This window comes from Macrococcus epidermidis (assembly GCF_024205965.1).
GTDB classification, from domain to species: Bacteria; Bacillota; Bacilli; order Staphylococcales; family Staphylococcaceae; genus Macrococcoides; species Macrococcoides epidermidis.
Genome location: NZ_CP073819.1, coordinates 1710420 through 1730482 on the forward strand (window position 1 = coordinate 1710420; position 20063 = coordinate 1730482).

At 33.7% G+C, this 20063-nt stretch carries 22 protein-coding genes, 1 riboswitch and 2 other annotated features; of the genes, 1 reads left to right on the forward strand and 21 read right to left on the reverse strand.

The window, feature by feature from the left end:
* Positions 1-97: 97 nt before the first annotated feature.
* The 14 genes from KFV12_RS09065 to nrdR all read right to left on the reverse strand — a co-directional run bounded on the left by KFV12_RS09065 (position 98) and on the right by nrdR (position 14838).
* Entirely contained in the window at positions 98-1462 is a 1365-nt protein-coding gene (locus KFV12_RS09065) for a hypothetical protein (protein ID WP_254256611.1), read from the reverse strand.
* A 31-nt stretch (positions 1463-1493) separates the two neighbouring features.
* Entirely contained in the window at positions 1494-2516 is a 1023-nt protein-coding gene (gene cobA, locus KFV12_RS09070; protein WP_254256612.1) for a uroporphyrinogen-III C-methyltransferase, read from the reverse strand.
* A complete protein-coding gene (nirD, locus tag KFV12_RS09075; RefSeq protein ID WP_254256613.1) occupies positions 2504-2818 on the reverse strand; it encodes a nitrite reductase small subunit NirD in 315 nt (104 codons plus the stop codon). The genes cobA and nirD overlap by 13 nt, the downstream gene beginning before the upstream one ends.
* Before the next feature lie 2 nt (positions 2819-2820).
* On the reverse strand, positions 2821-5223 hold the full coding sequence (gene nirB / locus KFV12_RS09080; RefSeq protein ID WP_254256614.1) for a nitrite reductase large subunit NirB: 2403 nt from the start codon (positions 5221-5223) through the stop codon (positions 2821-2823).
* 28 nt (positions 5224-5251) lie between these two features.
* The gene (locus tag KFV12_RS09085) at positions 5252-5677 is read right to left on the reverse strand and encodes a precorrin-2 dehydrogenase/sirohydrochlorin ferrochelatase family protein (protein WP_170122468.1); all 426 of its coding nucleotides are present in this window, start codon (positions 5675-5677) and stop codon (positions 5252-5254) included.
* Positions 5658-6389, reverse strand: a complete 732-nt coding sequence (locus KFV12_RS09090; protein WP_170122469.1) for a sirohydrochlorin chelatase — start codon at positions 6387-6389, stop codon at positions 5658-5660. The genes KFV12_RS09085 and KFV12_RS09090 overlap by 20 nt, the downstream gene beginning before the upstream one ends.
* Before the next feature lie 271 nt (positions 6390-6660).
* Positions 6661-7020 carry a 50S ribosomal protein L20 gene (rplT, locus tag KFV12_RS09095; protein ID WP_111715401.1) on the reverse strand — a complete coding sequence of 120 codons (360 nt, stop codon included), beginning with the start codon at positions 7018-7020 and terminating at the stop codon, positions 6661-6663.
* A 30-nt stretch (positions 7021-7050) separates the two neighbouring features.
* Entirely contained in the window at positions 7051-7251 is a 201-nt protein-coding gene (gene rpmI, locus KFV12_RS09100; RefSeq protein WP_012657249.1) for a 50S ribosomal protein L35, read from the reverse strand.
* 12 nt (positions 7252-7263) lie between these two features.
* Complete coding sequence (infC, locus tag KFV12_RS09105; protein ID WP_254256615.1) at positions 7264-7800, reverse strand: translation initiation factor IF-3; 537 nt, start codon at positions 7798-7800, stop codon at positions 7264-7266.
* 18 nt (positions 7801-7818) lie between these two features.
* Positions 7819-7944, reverse strand: a sequence feature (ribosomal protein L20 leader region).
* A gap of 37 nt (positions 7945-7981) precedes the next feature.
* Positions 7982-9472, reverse strand: a complete 1491-nt coding sequence (locus KFV12_RS09110; protein WP_254256616.1) for an amino acid permease — start codon at positions 9470-9472, stop codon at positions 7982-7984.
* Positions 9473-9546: 74 nt separating this feature from the next.
* Positions 9547-9717, reverse strand: a riboswitch (Lysine riboswitch).
* 125 nt (positions 9718-9842) lie between these two features.
* Complete coding sequence (gene thrS, locus KFV12_RS09115; protein WP_254256617.1) at positions 9843-11771, reverse strand: threonine--tRNA ligase; 1929 nt, start codon at positions 11769-11771, stop codon at positions 9843-9845.
* 55 nt (positions 11772-11826) lie between these two features.
* Positions 11827-12021: a binding site (T-box leader), on the reverse strand.
* Between the two features lie 68 nt (positions 12022-12089).
* Positions 12090-13010, reverse strand: coding sequence for a primosomal protein DnaI (gene dnaI, locus KFV12_RS09120; RefSeq protein ID WP_254257650.1), 921 nt, complete (start codon positions 13008-13010; stop codon positions 12090-12092).
* On the reverse strand, positions 13010-14365 hold the full coding sequence (gene dnaB, locus KFV12_RS09125) for a replicative helicase loading/DNA remodeling protein DnaB (RefSeq protein ID WP_239242517.1): 1356 nt from the start codon (positions 14363-14365) through the stop codon (positions 13010-13012). The genes dnaI and dnaB overlap by 1 nt, the downstream gene beginning before the upstream one ends.
* An 8-nt stretch (positions 14366-14373) precedes the next feature.
* Positions 14374-14838, reverse strand: coding sequence for a transcriptional regulator NrdR (gene nrdR, locus KFV12_RS09130; RefSeq protein ID WP_099579958.1), 465 nt, complete (start codon positions 14836-14838; stop codon positions 14374-14376).
* A 149-nt stretch (positions 14839-14987) separates the two neighbouring features.
* On the opposite strand from nrdR, the gene KFV12_RS09135 reads away from it, so the two are divergent.
* Positions 14988-15698 carry an SGNH/GDSL hydrolase family protein gene (locus tag KFV12_RS09135; RefSeq protein ID WP_111715408.1) on the forward strand — a complete coding sequence of 237 codons (711 nt, stop codon included), beginning with the start codon at positions 14988-14990 and terminating at the stop codon, positions 15696-15698.
* Between the two features lie 42 nt (positions 15699-15740).
* Here the strand turns inward: KFV12_RS09135 and KFV12_RS09140 are convergent, their stop codons facing one another.
* The 7 genes from KFV12_RS09140 to KFV12_RS09170 all read right to left on the reverse strand — a co-directional run bounded on the left by KFV12_RS09140 (position 15741) and on the right by KFV12_RS09170 (position 20004).
* Entirely contained in the window at positions 15741-16055 is a 315-nt protein-coding gene (locus tag KFV12_RS09140; RefSeq protein WP_254256618.1) for a DMT family transporter, read from the reverse strand.
* Entirely contained in the window at positions 16055-16375 is a 321-nt protein-coding gene (locus tag KFV12_RS09145) for a DMT family transporter (protein WP_254256619.1), read from the reverse strand. The genes KFV12_RS09140 and KFV12_RS09145 overlap by 1 nt, the downstream gene beginning before the upstream one ends.
* 139 nt (positions 16376-16514) lie before the next feature.
* Positions 16515-17519, reverse strand: a complete 1005-nt coding sequence (locus tag KFV12_RS09150) for a sensor histidine kinase (protein WP_111715413.1) — start codon at positions 17517-17519, stop codon at positions 16515-16517.
* Entirely contained in the window at positions 17509-18177 is a 669-nt protein-coding gene (locus KFV12_RS09155; RefSeq protein WP_111715415.1) for a response regulator transcription factor, read from the reverse strand. Before KFV12_RS09155 ends, KFV12_RS09150 begins: the two co-directional genes overlap by 11 nt.
* 16 nt (positions 18178-18193) lie before the next feature.
* Positions 18194-18412: a hypothetical protein gene (locus tag KFV12_RS09160; protein ID WP_111715416.1), complete on the reverse strand. Its 219-nt coding sequence runs from the start codon at positions 18410-18412 to the stop codon at positions 18194-18196.
* A gap of 276 nt (positions 18413-18688) precedes the next feature.
* Positions 18689-19078, reverse strand: a complete 390-nt coding sequence (locus KFV12_RS09165; RefSeq protein WP_254256620.1) for a hypothetical protein — start codon at positions 19076-19078, stop codon at positions 18689-18691.
* A 35-nt stretch (positions 19079-19113) separates the two neighbouring features.
* Entirely contained in the window at positions 19114-20004 is an 891-nt protein-coding gene (locus KFV12_RS09170) for a hypothetical protein (protein ID WP_254256621.1), read from the reverse strand.
* Between the last annotated feature and the right edge of the window lie 59 nt (positions 20005-20063).

The window sequence follows — 20063 nt, forward strand, 5'->3', positions numbered from 1 at the left end:
ACCTCTAATTTTGTATTACTTCAAGTTTATTATTATCAATTACATAAGTAAATAATAAACAGCCACTCAAGTGAGCAGCTGTTATTTCATAAAATCCCTATTTTCTCTTCTTTTTCTTCTTACTTTTCTTCTGAACTACCTGTATTTTACTTCGTTTATATTCAGGCATTTCACTTACTTTCTTACCACCCAAACGCCATAAACGCACTTCCGTATAAACGTCTTTCAAAAGTCGCGTTAATCGTTCAGTTGGTACGACACTAATCATGTTCTTCACCCCTAAATCTGCGATAAATTCAAATGCAGTTTCAAAACTATCTGTCACACGGAACGTCTCAATAATCTCTGAATAAAGTGCTTCAACTTGTTGATTGTAAATTACTTCACCTTTCATATTGCGTTTTAATTCAACTTTCAGTTCACGTGTATTATTACTTGGTTCAACATATGCGTTTAATATATATTTATATACCGCTTCTTTTGACTGCGGTATATAATATTCCATATTACTGAACATCTCATCTAAATTTAATTGCTGATGTGAATATAATTCGTGCTTTATCCAGTTTCCTTTGATATTCGGTACTAAATTCGGGAAGAACGTTTGAATATCTTTCAAAATCATTTCACGCGTTAATGTTTCTTGATAAAGTTTACCATACACTTGCTGCATGATATCGATGCGTGTAAATCCATATATATTGAAAATACCACGGTAAAATTTAATCTTCTCAATATCCTCATTTAAATACCCATGTTGCTTTTGATATTTCTTAATATGTGCTGCAACATCATTTGGTAAGAAAAGAATTTCATTAAAAGTATGTGCATACAAGAAGATTTCTCTTGTTGCACCTTTCATATATGTAAAGTTATCATAGTTGAATTGTAGTGCATTCTCGATATTTAACAGCAGCTCGTAATCCATATATTTCAGCATTTTTTCTAGCATCGTGAAATCTTTGAAAAATGATTCATGAATGATATTAATTTGGGTTTGCTTATCATCTTTAATGTCCAATTGGTAAAACAGGACGATTGCTTTTAAATCTTCTAACGTAAAATGATTTAAATGTTCTCTTAACGGTTTGTTTCCATGCATTTGAATCATTGTATCGATTTGTTCTTCCATCTTCATCTGTTCATTATATTGCGCAATGTTCGTTTCAAACGCTGCGCTTTCATTTTCGATTTCTTCTTCCGATGGTGATTGTATTTCAGCAAATTCACTATTTAAGACATGTTGATTGTAGATATTGATTATTTCAATCGGCATAAAGAACATTGCACCATTTGTAGCAGGGATGATGCCTGCTTCGACCAAGTTCGGTAAAACGACTTCTGTTTGAATACTATCTCGATTAATGTTTAAGCCACGCTCCGCTAAAAGACTTAAATATACATGTTCTGTGTTGTTTAACTTTGGTAATACCGCTATAAATTTCTCTTCATTGATTGTCATTTGATAACTCCTTGATTTAAAAAAGCTTGAACTAATCGTTCAAGCTTTCATTCATTTTAATCTTTGATGGATTGATTTTTATATTAAATCTACTTTCTAGTAAACTTATTGACTCGAGTGAGTCTGTTATGACTTCATCAAAACCATGAATCGATAATATTTCAGAATGGATGTTGAAATACTTACTTTGTACAAGGTCATCGTTTAACTGATCAATTGCATAATAAAATCCACCTTGATCATACATCTCCAGTATTTCTTGCTTGTCGATGGATTTTTGTGAAATGTATAGTTTTCTTAATCCGAACTCCGGTAGTTGTTCATACCATGACAAACCGTCACGCACATTTACTACATCACCGATAATAATCATTGCTGGGTGTGTAACTTTATATTCTATAACAAGATCGTTTATCGTTGATAAATCTCCTATCACCGTTTTTTGATAACCATAACTTGCATTGCCAATGACAGCTACCTTTAAATGTGCATCCATATCTTTAGACAGGACAGAGACAATTTCAGGTAATGCTTTCATCCCCATATAAAGCGCTAGTGTACCACCTTTAGCCAACGCCTGAAAATCAATTTCGCGCATACTATCTTTTTGCAGATGACCTGTTGAGAAAGTAACATGAGGCGCATGCGCGCGATCAGTTAATGGAAATCCAGAATAGAGTGCAGCCGCACTAGCACTTGTTATACCAGGAATAACCTCATATTCATATTTCTTTTCTAAACTATCTACTTCTTCAGAAAGTCGGCCAAGTATACCAGGATCTCCACCTTTAAGACGCACTACTGTTAATCCTAATGCTGCTTTCTCATTAATAATACGATTGATTTCATCCTGTGCTTTATATTTAACATCTGGATTTTTACCCACATATATAAGTTTGCAATCTTGTTTTGATAATTGTAATAATATCGGATTGACTAGTCGATCATATATGATGACATCTGCAGTCTTTATTCTTCTGATTGCTTTATAAGAAACAAGACCAGGATCACCTGGTCCAGCTCCAATAAAAATGACTTTTCCTAGTCTATCCATATGAATAACTCACCGTTATCTACTTCTACTTTATATGTTGAAACACATCCATCTGCTTCATCTGGTGCCTGAACCTGTCCATCATTTAAATCAATTTTTCTGTCATGTAACGGACAGAATACATAATGTTCACTTACTGTCCCTTCAGATAAAGGTCCATTTTTATGTGGACAACGGTTACTGATCGCTTTAATATCACCAGATTCTAATAAGAAAATACCGATTTCTTCATCTTTAACAAATACTTTCTTACCGATTTGAGGTTCTAGTTCAGATACATTGAATAATTTTATTTTTTCCATGACTATACGCGCTCCACTTCATACATTTTTCGTTTCTCTTCGTCTGATGCAATTGCCTTCCACGGCTCTTCCTGACGTGCTTTATTGGCATCCATTAAACGTTCAAATAATTCTTTTTGTTTCCCTTCATCAAGCAATACATCTTTTACCTGGTCGAATCCTAGACGTTCCATCCATGGTGCAGTACGTTCACCATAAATACCTGTTTCACGGTAGTATTGCATCATCGCACCACATAATTGAATCACATCGTCTTCAGTTGCTACAGTTGTAAGTAATGTTGCAGCTTTAACTTCCGTACCACCGTTACCACCAACAAAGATCTGGAAGCCATTCTCAACGCCGATAACACCGAAATCTTTCACACCAGATTCTACACAGCTACGTGGGCAACCTGATACCCCGATTTTAAATTTATGAGGTGTATCGATATATTCAAATGTTGATTCAAGTCGAATTGCAAGTTGTGTCGTTAACTGCGTACCAAATCGACAGAATTCTTTACCGACACATGATTTAACAGAACGTAGTTTTTTTCCGTAAGCAGATGCTGAACGCATGCCTAAATCTTCCCACACTTGAGGTAATTCTTCTTTTTTAATACCATATAAACCGATACGCTGTGCCCCAGTGATCTTCACTAACGGTACATCATATTTCTTCGCAACTTCACCTAACTTAATTAACTGATCAGGATTTGTAACCCCACCCTGCATCTGTGGAATGACAGAGAAAGTACCATCATTTTGAATGTTTGCATGGAAACGTTCATTTGCATAACGTGAATCTTTTTCATCTTCATGCTCATGTGGCCAGCACATATTTAAGTAGTAGTTGACTGCCGGACGACATTTCGGACATCCACCTAAGTTTTTAAATCCTAATACGTGACGTACTTCTTTAGACGTTTTTAAACCTTTTGCACGAATTTGCGTCACAATCTGGTCACGTGAAAGTTCTGTACATCCACAAATTCCAGTTGGGCCACCCGCTTCAAATTTATCACCTAAAGTATGAACGAGTAAATCAGCGATTTGTCCTTTACATTTACCACATGATCCACCGGCTTTAGTATGCGCTGTAACTTCTGCAACAGTTGTTAAACCTTTTTCGTGTACTGCTTTAACAATCTGTCCTTTTGAAATACCGTTACATCCACAAATTGTTTCATCGTCTGCCATCGTTTCAACACTGATTGCATCAACTTCACCAGCTTTGTGTAATAAAGATACTAATGTGAATTCCTCGATTGCTTCTTCTTTTTTCATCATATTGTAGAAACGGTTACCTTCTTCAGTATCCCCGTAAAGTACAGCACCTACAACTTTACCTTCTTCTACGAATACTTTTTTATAGACATTATCTAAGCCGTTAAACACTTCAATACCGCGCGTCTTTTCACCTTCATAAATCTTACCGGCAGAGAATAGGTCACAGCCAGATACTTTAAGTGATGTAAATGTAGTTGATCCGTGATAACCATCTGTTGGATTGCCTGTGATATGATCTGCTAATACTTTCCCTTGTTCGTAAAGTGGTGCTACTAAGCCGTATACTTTTGAGTTATGTTCAGCACATTCACCAACGGCATAAATATCCGGGTCACTCGTCTGCATATAATCATTAACAACGATACCACGACCGATTTCAAGTTCAGCTGCACGTGCTTGTTTCGTTACCGGACGAATACCTACTGCCATTACAACTAAATCTGTTTCAATTACTGAACCGTCACTTAAACGGATTGCTTCAACACGATCTTTACCGATAATTTCTTGTGTGTTTCCTTGTAATTTAAACTTCATGCCTTGTTTCTCTAAATCAGCTTTTAACATTTCTCCAGCTTTACGGTCTAACTGCATTTCCATTAACCATTCGCCTAAATGTACAACTGTAACATCCATGCCCTGGTCTAATAATCCACGCGCACATTCTAAGCCGAGTAATCCACCACCGATGACAACAGCTTTTTTGTAATGACGTGCCTGTTCAATGATGTATTCTGTATCTTTAATTGTTCTCCAGCCGATAACACCTTCAAGTTTCACACCATCTATCGGTAACATGAAAGCAGTTGAACCTGTAGCAATGATTAATTTATCATATGAAACTGTGATCCCTTTTTTCGTTGTTACTGTTTTATTTGCTCTGTCGATTGATTCAGCTTTATCATCATTGATTAAAGTGATGCCTTGTTCTTTATACCAATCATAATCATTAAGAATCGTTTCCTGTATATCCATCTTCTTCTGTAAAATATTTGAAAGCATAATACGGTTGTAGTTTGGATAAGGTTCTTCACCAATAACTGTGATTTCAAATAAATCTGGATTACGCTCTAATATTTCTTCAATCGTACGTATACCTGCCATACCATTACCGATCATAACTAATTGTTGTTTCATATTATTTCTCCTCTGCACATTCGCTCATTTATTTTAATAAATCTTTAATTTTTTGTTTGAGTATTTTACTTTTCTCCGGGCTTGCTCCATCGCTTGAAATCATAATACGCATATCATCATGTTTAAAAGATGCTACATTAAAGAAATTTGAGTTACGCTTATTTGAACAATCATTAACAAGTTGATTATCATTCACACATTCCATAACCTGCTTATTAACACCTTCATCATTTGTTGCAATAAACACGATATCATAGTGACTGATATCCTGTTTTGTAAATGGGTATGGAATGCATTCAACATCCATTGACGCTATTTCAACATCTATCTCTGGTGCCATGACAGTAATAAACGCACCTTCACCATGTAAGCCGTTTACTTTGCGTTTGGCAATTCTGCCACCACCTACAATCAGTATCTTTTTACCTTCTAAATTAAGCATGACTGGATACATATGCATCCTCCTCAAGTTGTGCCAGTTTATTTAATACACCTTGTGTCATTGCAAAATCTAAATCCAATGTTTCAGTAAAAGATATATCGTATCCTGCTTCTATAAAAGGCTGACTCAGTCTTTTAATCTTACGCACAAGATGACCATCGAATAAGAAATATGGCATTATGATAATTTTGTCTTGCTTATCCATCGTCTTCAGTTTTTCTTCAAAACTTAAATTACCATATAACATTGCTGGTACTAAGTTCTGACCTGACGTCTGCTGCATGACTTCCACCATTTTAGTGAGACGTTCATCTGGTTCAGTAAATCTTTTATTACCATGTGCTGTAATCAGTATCGTTGCATCTTTAAATCCAGAAATAATGCGCTCACATACCTTGTAGACACTTGGTTCATCTCCGAAACAATCTGCAATGTGGTATGTTATATGTGGATAATCCTTCAATACATCATTAAGCTGTGCTGGAATATCTTCTCTTGCATGCATTGCTGGAAATAAGAGCATTGGCATGACTAAAAATTCTGTGACACCAGCATCTACCATACGGCGTGTAATAATTGGTACATTCTCGTCATCTTTTTCGAGAAAAGCTAACTGCTGTACTGTTTCAGGTCGCTTTGATATTATATTATCTACAAATTCTCTGAAAAGTTGATTTTTATCAGGCATCTTTGATCCATGTGCGATATATATGATTCCTTTCATGTGCCTCCCCCTCAATAAAAGATACATTTATATTATAGCTTATTTAGTTGTGAATATGTTCACATGTATATATGAATAGGGATTTCCCTATATAAATTTTTTTGCAAGTAATTTAATAAGAAATATGTCTTTACTTTTTATTACTTTCGGATTTATTATTTTTTTTGTTTATATATCTCCATCGATTTACCCTCCTTTTTTATATTAAAAATGGCCATAAAAAAAATCTCTAAGTCATCATAACTTAGAGATTTTTAAGATTAATATCTTATTATTTGTTTAAAGCCGCTTTCGCTTGTGCTACGATTTCAGCAAATGCTTTTTCGTCAGTGATAGCGATTTCTGATAACATTTTACGGTTGATATCGATACCAGCAACTTTTAATCCGTTCATTAAACGGCTATAGCTGATGTCGTTCATACGCGCTGCCGCATTGATACGTGCGATCCATAATTTACGGAAGTCACGTTTCTTTTGACGACGGTCACGGTATGCATATTGACCTGATTTCATTACTTGTTGTTTTGCTACTTTATATAATGTATGTTTTGAACCAAAGTAACCTTTAGCTAATTTGATTGTACGTTTACGACGCGCGCGTGTAACTGTTCCACCTTTAACTCGTGGCATTATAATTCCTCCTCAGTGTTTCTAATTTTATTATTTTACGTAAGTTAACATTTGTGCTACTCGTTTTTGATCGCCTTTAGATACTAATGACGCTTTACGAAGTCCACGTTTTTGTTTCGTTGATTTGTTTGCGAATAAGTGTGAAGTGTAAGCTCTTGAACGTTTTAATTTTCCTGAACCAGTTCTTTTAACACGTTTAGCTCCACCACGGTGAGTTTTCATTTTAGGCATGTTTTGTTCCTCCTAGTTTTGTTTTTTGTCGACGATTGGCGCTAACATTAAGAACATTGAGCGGCCATCCATCTTTGGTCTTTGTTCAACTGTCGCAAGATCTTTACATTCTTCTGCAAATTTCTCTAACACACGTTGACCAAATTCTTTATGCGTGATTGCACGACCTCGGAATCTGATTGATACTTTAACTTTGTCCTGCTTTTCTAAGAATTTACGAGCATTTTTAAGTTTCGTATTAAAATCATGATCTTCAATCGTTGGACTTAATCTAATTTCTTTAACGACAACAACTTTTTGATTTTTACGTGCTTCTTTTTCTTTCTTTTGTTGTTCAAATTTGAATTTACCGTAATCCATAATTTTGGCTACTGGTGGTTTCGCATTTGGAGCAACTAACACGACATCAAGGTTAACACGTTCTGCAATTTCAATTGCTTCGAACTTAGTTTTAACGCCAAGTTGTTCACCATCATGACCGATTAAACGAAGTTCTCTCGCACGAATTTTGTCATTGATTTGAGTTTGATCTTTAGCTATGGTTGACACCTCCTATTTGATTTACGAAGACAAACAAAAAAGCGAATGCATAATGCACCCGCTAAAAAATAGACATGTCTAACCATGTTATTTAACCCTGTAACTGCTCTTTGCGTCTTCAGGGCGAGAAGCGGGATGCTTCTACTTGTCCGTTTCGTATTCAACAGACTTAAGTATAACAGGCTAATATTTATAAGTCAACATCTATTTTTTCATATTCACTCATATCTGTATCTTGAGATAAATCAACTTCTGTTAAAGGAATCTTACGCGTTTTATATTTTAGTTTGTGGTAGAAATAGAACGCTAAGAAAATTGGAATCCCCATATAAGTGATCAAGAAACCATTAAGATCGAACTTACCACCTAATATTAAATCAGTATCCTGACCGATAATTACAAATAAACAGAGAACAAATGCAAATATCGGACCGAATGGGAACCACATCGCTTTATATTTTAATACTGATATATCTTTGTTCTGAGCATAAAACGCTCTTCTGAATCGATAATGACTAATTGCAATACCAAGCCAGGCGATAAATCCTGTTAAACCACTTGCTGCCACGATATATTCGTAAGCACCACTAGCAACACGCTCTACTAAGAAGATGATTACCACCACAACAAACGTTGCAAGTAAACTCGGAATAGGAACGCCTTTGCGATTTGTTTCTGAGAATTTACGTGATGCTAATCCATCTTTACCCATCGCATATAACATACGCGTTGAAGCATACATACCACTATTACCCGCTGATAGAATAGATGTTAAGATAACAGCATTCATAAAGGATGCTGCAAATGCAAGGCCAGCATTTTCAAATACTAACGTAAATGGTGACTTCGCAACACTATCTCCCCCCATTAAGTTAGGATTCGTGTAAGGAATGATTAATCCGATGACGAAAATAGAGAGAATGTAAAAAATTAAAATTCTCCAGAAAACTTGTTTAATCGCTTTCGGTATCGTTTTTTCCGGCTCTTCTGATTCACCTGCTGTAATACCAACAAGTTCTGTACCCTGGAAACTAAATCCGGCTACTAAGAATACGCCAAGAATCGTTAAGAAAGACCCCGTTAAACCATGACCGACAAATGGAGCATCACCTGTCGTGAAGTTATCAAAACCGATAAACTTGCCACCTAATATTCCAACGATTGTTAGTAATCCGATGATTAAAAATAATATAACAGTAGCAACTTTTATAATCGCAAACCAATATTCACTTTCACCATAAACTCGAACTGACAATGTATTTAAAAATAAAATAATTGCTAAAAACACTAAGCTCCATGCCCAACCCGGCAAGAAATCCATCGGTGCCCAGTACTTTATGACGCTCGCAGCGATACTCACATCTGCTGCAACTGTAATCACCCAGTTAAACCAATAATTCCAGCCAAGCGCAAATCCAAGAGATGGATCGACGAAGCGTGTTGCATAGGTAGAAAATGAACCTGAAATCGGTAAATATGTTGCCATTTCACCAAGACTTGTCATTAAGAAAAATACCATAATACCAATAATCGTAAACGCAAGTAACGCACCACCTGGGCCAGCATCACGAATCGCTCCTCCAGAGGTCATAAATAAACCTGTGCCGATACAGCCACCAATAGCGATCATCGAAATATGGCGCTGCTTCAATTTTCTTTGTACTCCATTCGTACTTTGCATATATTGACTTCCTTTCAAAAATTAAAAATGAGCACACGTATGATACGCGTACTCATTTGAAAGTATAATCATCAAAATTAAGTAGCGCATCACAAATGTGACAGTCTAACACTTGTTCAATGTTAGCCCAGGATATAATGTTCATACACATTATTCCTTCGGCACTGTTTCCTTTCGATAAACTTCGTTTATGTGTATGACATATCCATCATCTACTCATAAACAGTGCAACCTCTACCTCAACGAGGAATATTAAGTTAGTTACTAATATACATGACATCACTTATTATTTCAACCTCTTTTTATTAATACGTTAAAACATTAAATGATGATTTTCCTTAAAAACATAGACTCATAAAAAATCAAATCATTATTTTTTTAGACGAATCTCATCAACTAAATTCCAGATAAACTCGTCGCGATCTAAAGTTTTAGAATCTTTAGAACCATATTGACGCAGGTTTACTTCATTATTCTCAACTTCTTTATCTCCTACTACAACCTGGTAAGGGACTTTATGCATTTGTGCTTCACGAATTTTGTAGCCCATCTTTTCATTTCGGTCATCAATATGACAACGAACACCTTGAGATTTTAACTCATCATATAATTTACGCGCATAGTCATAATGCACTTCATTAGAAACCGGAATAATTTCTAATTGATTTGGAGCAAGCCAAGTAGGATATGCACCTTTATATTCTTCTGTTAAGAAAGCAACAAATCGTTCCATTGTTGAAATAACACCACGATGAATAACTACCGGACGGTGTTTCTCGCCGTCATTACCAATGTATTCTAAATCGAAACGTTCCGGTAATAAGAAGTCTAATTGAACTGTAGATAAAGTTTCTTCTTTACCTAACGCAGTTTTAACCTGTACATCGAGTTTTGGACCGTAGAATGCAGCTTCTCCTGGTGCTTCTTCGTAATCTAAGCCCATTTCATCAACTGCTTCTTTAAGCATTGATTGTGCTTTCTCCCACATTTCATCATCCTGGAAATATTTTTCAGTATCTTCTGGATCTCTATAACTTAGACGGAATTTATAATCTTTAAATTTGAAGTCTTTATATACATCTATTACAAGTTGCACGACACGGATAAATTCATCTTTAATCTGATCCGGACGAACGAAGATATGTGCATCATTTAAAGTCATACCACGAACACGTTGTAATCCGCTTACAGCACCACTTGCTTCATATCTGTGCATTGTACCAAGTTCAGCGATACGGATTGGTAATTCACGGTATGAATGTGGTTTATTTTTATAGACCATCATATGGTGTGGACAGTTCATCGGACGTAATACCATTTGCTCATTGTCCATCTCCATAACCGGGAACATGTCTTCCTGATAATGATCCCAGTGTCCAGAAGTTTTATAAAGATCAACTGAACCCATAACTGGTGTATACACGTGGTCATAACCTAATGCAACTTCTTTATCAACAATATAGCGTTCTAATTCACGACGAATTGTAGCGCCATTTGGTAACCATAACGGTAAACCAGGGCCGACAAGTTGATTTGTAGTAAATAACTCTAATTCTTTACCAATCTTTCTGTGGTCACGTTCTTTACGCTCTTCTAAAACCTGAAGATGTTCTTTTAATGCTTTTTTATCGAAGAAGGCTGTACCGTAGATACGTTGTAACATCTTATTATTCGCATCACCTCTCCAGTATGCACCAGCTGTAGATAATAATTTAAATTCTTTAATTTTAGCAGTTGATGGCACATGTACACCACGGCAAAGGTCAGTGAATTCACCTTGAGAATAGATTGTTACATGCTCATCAGCTGGAATCGCATCGATTAACTCCTGTTTGTATGGATCATCGGCAAAAATTTGTTTAGCTTCATCACGACTTACAACACGACGTTCAATCTTAATGTTTTCACCGACAATTTGACGCATTGTCTTTTCAATTTCAGGTAAATCTTCGCTTGAAATTTTATGTTCAGTATCTACATCATAATAGAATCCTTCTTCAATAACAGGACCTACACCGAAATGCACATTACCATACATACGCTTTAACGCTTGTGCCATTAAATGTGCAGTTGAATGACGTAGTACTTCTATACCTTCAGGAGACTCAGGCGTAATGATTTCGATGTCTCCATCTGTTTCAAGTGCCGTTGATAAATCTACCATCTGTCCATTAAATTTTCCTGCTAAAGCTTTCTTCTTTAAACCAGGACTGATTGAACCTGCAATATCCTCAGTTGTAACGCCAGCCTCAAAACTTTTTACATTACCATCTGGAAACTTAACATTAATTTCACTCATTCATAACGCCTCACTTTTTTATTTTATTTTAAACAACAAAAAAGACCCCATCCCAAAAAGGGACGAAGTCAATTCGCGGTACCACCCTAATTACTGATCACTCAGCAACTCTGCATAAGATAACGGTCTTGAGCCGGACAATGATTAGTTGTCATACCAATAAGGGAGTAACAATCTAACTTAATTACTGATTCTCAGCACCATCAGCTCTCTAAAAATTAATGATAGACTATCTTATCCTTACAATTTATATATATACGAATTTAGTTTTGTTGTTTGTTAATACATATTATACACTTATTATCGTAATTTTCAAACTTATTTTTCACGGCGATAATTTTTCCCTGATAACATATATTCATCACTTAATGTTTCGATACGCTCCATAATACGTCGCGCTTTCGTCTGTTCTGCACCTTGTTTCGTTATTGATAAATGATGACTTAGTTCTTTAAAATCAAAGTTTGAGCTAAAAAATGTCGGCACATTATTCATCATACGATAATTTAATATCGGCCCTAACACTTCATCACGTACCCATGGTGTTAAGTCTTCTGCACCGATATCATCGAGCATTAGAACAGGCGTATTCTTTACTCGATTTAATCGCTCTGTATATGTACCATCGTTAAACCCTGATTTTAATTCTCGAATAAATTCCGGAAAGTACATTAACGTCGTATAAATATGTCGCTCTTTCAATTCATTTGCGATTGCACCTAAAATAAATGATTTTCCGGTACCGAATGGTCCATGAATATACATACCTTTCGTATCGACACCCTTTGCGATATCTCTGCATACCATCCCTGCACGTCTCACAATATCTATTCTCGTTTTATCATCGAGGTAAATATCTGCAAGCTTTGCATTCAGGACATCTTTTGGCATATGAATTGCCGTTATAAACTGCTTCATCTTTTGTTCTTCATCATAAGCAAGCTTAGAAGGGCATGGTAAATGTCTGATCTTAATGTGATTATTTTCAATATATAGTTCAGGCGTGTGACCAGGGACAAAGTTCTTACACTGGCCATAAGATGCACAATCCTGGCACATAATTGAAGAATCTTTATATTCCTGGAGGACAGATAAATCATTATCTATCATCTGCTCGGTAACATGGTTAGCAGCAATAAACGCACTTATTTCAGGATGTTTTATCGTTTCTTTTTTTATCTTTTCAATACGCTTAAAAATTTCACTGTTAGCGTTTAATATTGAGCCCATCGGTTTCATCATTTATCCTCCTCCCATAATTGATTGAGTTCTTGCTGTAACTTACGACGTTCCGCTTCTAGATCGACATTTTCATCAACTTTATTGCTTGCTATCGGTTCTTCCGTTAACCATTTAGGTGTCATCTCTTTAGAAGGCGGTAAATATTGTTTCGGTCTACTTGATTTATCTTTACGTTCAGTACGTTTCTTATCCATCGATTTTACAAAATGATAAGCTTCCTGACTTGTTTTTAAATTTTGTTTCTTCCAGTTTGAGGCTATCTCTTCAATATACGCCTGCGGGAGTTTCATATCCTTTGTAAACAATACATATTGAATAAGAATATTAAACACACCATATGGCAGTTGTTCACGTTCTAAAATAGATTCAATCATGCGTTTCTGCTTTAAGGTCGGTTCTGATTTACTGAATGAAGTAAGCATATCGATTGGACTCGTTGTATCCAGCATTTCAAACCAGTTCAGTAGAGTACTCGCTTCCTTATCTTCAGGCTTTATATTATCTGACTGTTCCTGAAACTGCAAAGTTGGTAGTGCACCGTCGTGTTCTATCTTATAGAAATCACGTGCATTTTTGCGTAACGCTTCATGAGAAATCGTTTGATTGCTTGTAAGTGACTTCAAGATAATCTGACGCATTTCTGTAGGTGCAATATCATATAATGCAGCAAGCTGAGAAATTAAATCACGCGTCTTCTTAGGTAATTGTTCACTTGTGATCAGATTCTGTGCCAGCAATGTTTCAAGCATATCAAAATCAAATGTCTGATGATGAATAGGAATACCATACGGGTCACTTTGTTTAATAATCTCACTATTATATTCGAATACAACGGGTTCAGGAGATTTCGGCGTACCAAATACGTCCATATATTTACTTGAAATATCACGATAACCATCATAATCTATATTATTTGTAAAATATCTACTCTTTAACACTTGATATCGATGCTTACCCACCTGCTGATATAAGAACACAGAAAGCATAGGATCATTAAAAAATTGTGCAGGCATTACAGGACTGATTAATTTATAGATAAACTTCTGATTGCTATCATCTATTCTCATATACGTCTTAAGTAAACCAATTGCTTCAAGCCGTTTACGAATCACTTCGAAATGACTCAAATTCATCTTCAGTTCACTTAAGAAAATATAATGAGTGTAATCGTTACTAACCTGGTTATAGTCATTTAAAAACTGACTTAAGAACTGATAGACACCGACACATTCAATACCAATTAAAGGCGTATAAAGTGTCTTAAGAACATCTTCAGTCAGATGCGTACTTATATAGTTTGTCGTGACGGTAAACTGATCCGTACCATTTAATTCCGTAAAATAATGTTGCATGCTGACACCTACTTCTTATCTTTATCGTTCAATAGACCGCTCATTGTACGTAATAACTGATCGACATCTTTAAATTCTTTATAGACAGACGCAAACCTTACATAGGAAACCTGATCTAAAGTCATTAGATGCTCCATCACCAATTCACCGATATCAACCGAAGACACTTCCGTCTTACCTTTTTCACGTAAAGCAGTCTCAACATCTGTCGTAATTTTTTCAAGTGATTCAAAAGCAACAGGTCGCTTCTCACATGCACGGACTAAACCATGTAACACTTTATCACGGTTGAATGCTTGTCTTGTGCCGTCTTTTTTTACGACGATTAATGGCTGTAATTCAATTCTTTCGAAAGTAGTAAAACGTGTACCGCATTCTTCACATTCTCTACGTCTTCTGATTGCAGTCAAATCGTCTGCATGTCGTGAATCAATCACCTTCGATTGATTAAAACCACATTTTGGACATTTCAAGACAATCACCCCTTTTTTTATTATTATTTAATTATACATGAATACGAAACAATTAAAAATCCATAAGATTACACTGTTCTGGGTATATAATAAACTATATGAATAAGTTAAAATTAATAAATTAATAACTTTCCAGAAGGAGAAAACTGATGAGACCGAATTATATCCATTTACCAAAGTTAGAAGAAGGACATCCTGTAAACAAACTAAGAGAAAGCTTTAATCATAGAAATGAAGTGATACTTTATCATAACGACCCTGTAGGAATCGTCTTTATCGGTGATTCAATTACTGATTACTGGGATATAGAAAGTTACCTGCAATTAAACAATGGCAAGCGAATGATTAACCGTGGCATTGGAAACGATCGTACGCAATGGGTACGCGACCGATTTACAGCAGATAGTATCCAGTTGAAACCCGATTGGATTGTCTTATCGATTGGCATTAATAATACGAAAGCGCTCGACGTTGATCAAAGCGATAACAACCAGCAACAAATTAAGTCACGAATCCTTGAAGATATTGAAGCAATGATTATGATGGCAAATGAAAATAACATAAATATTGCAGTTACTACACTCACATCAACGAACCGACCTAAGTTAGAAGGATTTATAACGCGCTCAAAACTTGTTCAGATAATTAATCACGAAATTAAACAACTATGTACAGAACATGATGCATTATTTATCGATTACTATACACAGATGACTGAAACGAAAGATGGCATCGACTATTTACGAAATGAACTTACAGATGACGGACTACATCCGCATGTATTCGGCTACGACATTATGGCAAAAGTCATTGAAGCAACGTTTACCGATATTTATCCGATACAATTAAAGCAAAGATGAAAAAAGTGTCACACACCAAATACGGTATGTGACACTTTACTTTTAAGGCAACAACTTCAATTCAATGGTACTTGCTAAAATTAAGCCCATAAAAAATAAACGTAATACATTCTTCGATTCTCCGTAAAACAAAATCCCCACAATTGCTCCACCTACTGCACCAATACCGGTCCATATAGCATATGCAGTACTCATCGGAATTGCAATTAACGCAACGGAAAGAAAATAAAGACTACATGCAAATGTAAATATCAGCAATAAAACATAACGCTTTTGATGTGTGTTTGAATACATATTAATCACGACAACACCTAGCATTTCAAAGATACCGGCAAGTACTAAAATCAACCAATACATTACTTTGCCTCCTCTGGTGTTGCCATCTTAAGACCGATGACACCGATAATTAATACACTTATTAATATAACTTTCTCAACGCTTATTGGTTCATTGAAAAATACTACATCTGCAATCGTTACTAACGTTGCACCTAGACCAACAAATACAGCGTAGCTTGTTCCAACCGGTAAATATTTTGATGCATTCAGCAACAAATAGAAACTGATTGAAACACTGATAACAGTAAGTACCCACTCATACCAAGTATCAGCATGGGCTAGACCAATTACCCAGCACATCTCAAAAATCGCCGCAACGATAATTTTAATCCAGTTCATAACATACCTCACTATCAACATAATAGTGAATAGTATAACATATACAAAATTTCATTTTAAGAAATGAGTTTTCCAAACTTAATTCAATGATAAAAACATCTAAATCCAATAAATTTTAGCTGAAATATTGAATATAAGTTTATTTATATACTAATAAGTATCTCGTGCCCTTATTTGAGGATATTATGTTCAATTCTATATTTAACTTCTCACATATATTTCTTATTATTTTATTTCCTTTAGTATCATTAGAAACTTGATTCACGTCATACCCTATACCAAAATCAATAATCTCCAATTTATTTTGGTTAAGATTTATAATTAATTTTTCAGTATGTGAATGTCTAATAATATTTGAAAAAATATTATCTAATAATCTTTCAAAGAACAAAGCTTCAGATTTCCAAATTACATTTTCATCCAAATTCGTTTTAATACTTATTTTATTCTTCTCTAATAAATAATTCCACTTCATTAATGAATTTGTAACGGAAGAATCTATACTACAATCAACCATAAAAATATACTGATCTTCGTAATCAATTTCTTCTGTTTCAGAAACTTTCTTAACTAATTGATTAGTGTACATTATTTTAGAATATATTTGATTAATTTTTTCTTCAGGAATTTCATATTCAATAGCGAGTTCATAAAGCTCTAACATTATCGCAGTAAGGGGAGTGTTGATATCATGAGACAATTGTTTTATATGTTCCTGTTTCGTTTTATTTTGCTGTTCTAATAATGCCTCCTTAAATCTCAATCTATCAATCAATTTATTAATTGCACCTGATAAGGCATTAATTTCATCTTCACTATCTAAATGATATATTAACTTATCAGGAAAACTTTCATCATATGTAATACGTTCAACAGTAGAGTGGATATTATTAATTCTAGATATTACCTTTTCAAAATATTTAGAACCAATCCAGACTAGAAATAACAAAAAAATAAAATAAATAATATAAAAATTAACGTAAAAGAATGAACTTTGAAATTTCCAATCAAAGTTAAATATATAAGTAATACCAGTATAAGTTAATAAGAATAAATAATTTAATAATATAAAAGTAACTGGAATCAAAAATACACCAAATGCCATAATATAAAAATACTTTTTCAATAGCTTTTTATTTTTCATTTCCATTCAACCTATAACCTATACCATAAATTGTATGAATGATTTTACCATCATGATCATTTAACTTATCTCTTAACTTTTTTATATAAACATTTAAACTGTTTTCATATGTATCGCCTTCTGGCCATACATAATCAATTATTTTTTCTTTTTCTAGAATGATATTTTTATTCTGATATAAATAAAAAAATAAATTTCTTTCTGTTTTTGACAATTCTACTTCATTATCTTGGTCATCAAATACCATCTTACTTATTATATCAATTTGAAAATCATAGAAGTAATCCATCGTTTTAGAATATGAAGCATTTAATATATTTTCAATTCTTGCAATTAGTTCTAACGGATGAAATGGTTTTGTTAAATAATCCTCGCCATTTCTTAACCCATCTAATTTACTTTCAATATCATTCCTTGCAGATAAAAAAATAATAGGTATATTATTATCACTTTTTCTAATTAACTTTGTTAGTTCAATTCCATTGTCAAAAGGTAACATAATATCCATCAAAATAAGATGGATATCTTCTAACTGTTCATTTACATTTTCACCTGTCGCATTAACATATACTTTTGCTCCCTTTGATTCTATTAATCGTTTTATACTTGAAGCAATAATACTATCGTCTTCAACAATGAGAATATTATACCCTTCCATAAAAATCCCTCACATCTTAATTAACTAAATATAAGCCCAATACGTATAAAATAATATAACCTAACATTAGATATACAAGTATGATATTACGTTTTTTAGTAAATATTTTTTTGTTATTAATATATGAATCATGATCAATGAAATGCATAAAAATGAAACTTATCGCAAGTATAAATGCTAATCCTAATAAACACATTGCAAAAACCATTAATAATGAACCAAAATTTCCAATCATATTATTACCTTCTCTCATATTTAATTAAGCAGATTAAGATTACTAAACTGGCTTAATAAAAATATAAGCATCAATTCTGAAAAACTTATGAATAAATAGTCAATTCTATAAAATTTTAAAAATATTTTATAGAATATTAAATTCTATTAGCAGACATTACTTCATCCCTCTTAATATATGCGTCGTAATAATATTTGTATCCCATTGTTTTTCACCAAAGTCATATAACCGTATACGCTCAGCATACTTCTGATTTACGATGTCTTATTCTTTATCTTATGTTATCAAACGACTTATATTGCTAAAGAACATCACAAATTCATTTCTACTCACATCCATTCTTAATGAAAATCCAGATTCAGTTGCCACGTACGACGTCAACTCACCATAGTCTATATTTATATAAAAAGTGACATCTTCTTCAGAAACATCAATTGAAGTAATCCAGATATTTGGTTCAGTAAAATAATGGTCACCTATTTCTAGTAAATCATTAAATACCGGTAAATCTATATCCATAAAATATGTTGTAACAGGAATAGAAATTGCTGAACTTTTTAAAGTAAATTCTACTTCTACTAGTTCATCCTCAACGGATGGTTTTGCTGTAAGGCTAAGGTGATTATTTTCATAATCTTTATCTTTCAACTCAATAATATTTTCCATATTTCTCCCCTAATTGAATATCATTGTTTAAAAAGTTAAAAATTTAAACAATGACAAATATCATATTCTTCATATAAAACAATTAATTTTTCATCACGAATATTTATCAAATATTCATTATTCTTGATAATAAAGTGATCTCGTTCATTTAAATCTTGATAAAAATCACAATAAAACACTCCATTATACCCTACACATCCATCACTTAGACCTCTAACCATGAGTTCAAAGATGTCATCGGTAGATATCTTTTCATTTATCACTATAAATTGTTCAATTAATTTATATTTATATCCTTTAGCTTTAACAAATTTAATTGTTTCTTCACCATAATCAAATATTGAACGCGTTATATTTACTTCGTCAATTAACAGTTTAGCACGTTGGTCGTCATTGAAATAATAAATAGTTGATAATTTATTTCCTTTAAAATCAATATAATTAAAAGGTTGATAATTTTCTTCCCATTCTTCTTTTATTAAAAAAGGCGTTTTTAATGAAACATTTTCTTCTTCTATAAATCCAGTGTAATAATTTGGATGATATGAGAAGTTTCCTGTGATGTAATCCCAAATAATCACAGGTTTTTTATTAATATCTAATAAAATTAATAAATTATAATAATTATCAAAATCTTCGATATCTTGTTCAAATTCTTCTTTTGAAAATTCCCAAAAAGAATTTATATAATTTGTTTGATAATGTTTTTCTTTCATATTCGGTAATATTAATTTCAAATAATATTGTACTCTTTTAGGAGACAGTTGAACCGTAATCAAATCATGCTCTGTTGATTTTACTTCTCCATCTACCAAAGTTAAATATTCAAATGAGCTTGGATTTATACTTTTATATTTTCTATGTTCAGCAATTGAATCCTTAATAATTTCTAATTCTTCTTTAATTTTGCCTATTACTCTTTTCATCTCTTTCCCTTTCTCTACACATCTTTACTCCATTTTAACTTTTTATCCCAAATAAAAAC

Bases quoted from the DNA above. Each gene is read 5' to 3' on its own strand.
- KFV12_RS09065 (WP_254256611.1), bottom strand. From the start codon at position 1,462: ATGACAATCAATGAAGAGAAATTTATAGCGGTATTACCAAAGTTAAAC.
- cobA (WP_254256612.1), bottom strand. From the start codon at position 2,516: ATGGATAGACTAGGAAAAGTCATTTTTATTGGAGCTGGACCAGGTGAT.
- nirD (WP_254256613.1), bottom strand. From the start codon at position 2,818: ATGGAAAAAATAAAATTATTCAATGTATCTGAACTAGAACCTCAAATC.
- nirB (WP_254256614.1), bottom strand. From the start codon at position 5,223: ATGAAACAACAATTAGTTATGATCGGTAATGGTATGGCAGGTATACGT.
- KFV12_RS09085 (WP_170122468.1), bottom strand. From the start codon at position 5,677: ATGTATCCAGTCATGCTTAATTTAGAAGGTAAAAAGATACTGATTGTA.
- KFV12_RS09090 (WP_170122469.1), bottom strand. From the start codon at position 6,389: ATGAAAGGAATCATATATATCGCACATGGATCAAAGATGCCTGATAAA.
- rplT (WP_111715401.1), bottom strand. From the start codon at position 7,020: ATGCCACGAGTTAAAGGTGGAACAGTTACACGCGCGCGTCGTAAACGT.
- rpmI (WP_012657249.1), bottom strand. From the start codon at position 7,251: ATGCCTAAAATGAAAACTCACCGTGGTGGAGCTAAACGTGTTAAAAGA.
- KFV12_RS09110 (WP_254256616.1), bottom strand. From the start codon at position 9,472: ATGCAAAGTACGAATGGAGTACAAAGAAAATTGAAGCAGCGCCATATT.
- thrS (WP_254256617.1), bottom strand. From the start codon at position 11,771: ATGAGTGAAATTAATGTTAAGTTTCCAGATGGTAATGTAAAAAGTTTT.
- dnaI (WP_254257650.1), bottom strand. From the start codon at position 13,010: ATGAAACCGATGGGCTCAATATTAAACGCTAACAGTGAAATTTTTAAG.
- dnaB (WP_239242517.1), bottom strand. From the start codon at position 14,365: ATGCAACATTATTTTACGGAATTAAATGGTACGGATCAGTTTACCGTC.
- KFV12_RS09135 (WP_111715408.1), top strand. From the start codon at position 14,988: ATGAGACCGAATTATATCCATTTACCAAAGTTAGAAGAAGGACATCCT.
- KFV12_RS09140 (WP_254256618.1), bottom strand. From the start codon at position 16,055: ATGTATTGGTTGATTTTAGTACTTGCCGGTATCTTTGAAATGCTAGGT.
- KFV12_RS09145 (WP_254256619.1), bottom strand. From the start codon at position 16,375: ATGAACTGGATTAAAATTATCGTTGCGGCGATTTTTGAGATGTGCTGG.
- KFV12_RS09150 (WP_111715413.1), bottom strand. From the start codon at position 17,519: ATGAAAAATAAAAAGCTATTGAAAAAGTATTTTTATATTATGGCATTT.
- KFV12_RS09155 (WP_111715415.1), bottom strand. From the start codon at position 18,177: ATGGAAGGGTATAATATTCTCATTGTTGAAGACGATAGTATTATTGCT.
- KFV12_RS09160 (WP_111715416.1), bottom strand. From the start codon at position 18,412: ATGATTGGAAATTTTGGTTCATTATTAATGGTTTTTGCAATGTGTTTA.
- KFV12_RS09165 (WP_254256620.1), bottom strand. From the start codon at position 19,078: ATGGAAAATATTATTGAGTTGAAAGATAAAGATTATGAAAATAATCAC.
- KFV12_RS09170 (WP_254256621.1), bottom strand. From the start codon at position 20,004: ATGAAAAGAGTAATAGGCAAAATTAAAGAAGAATTAGAAATTATTAAG.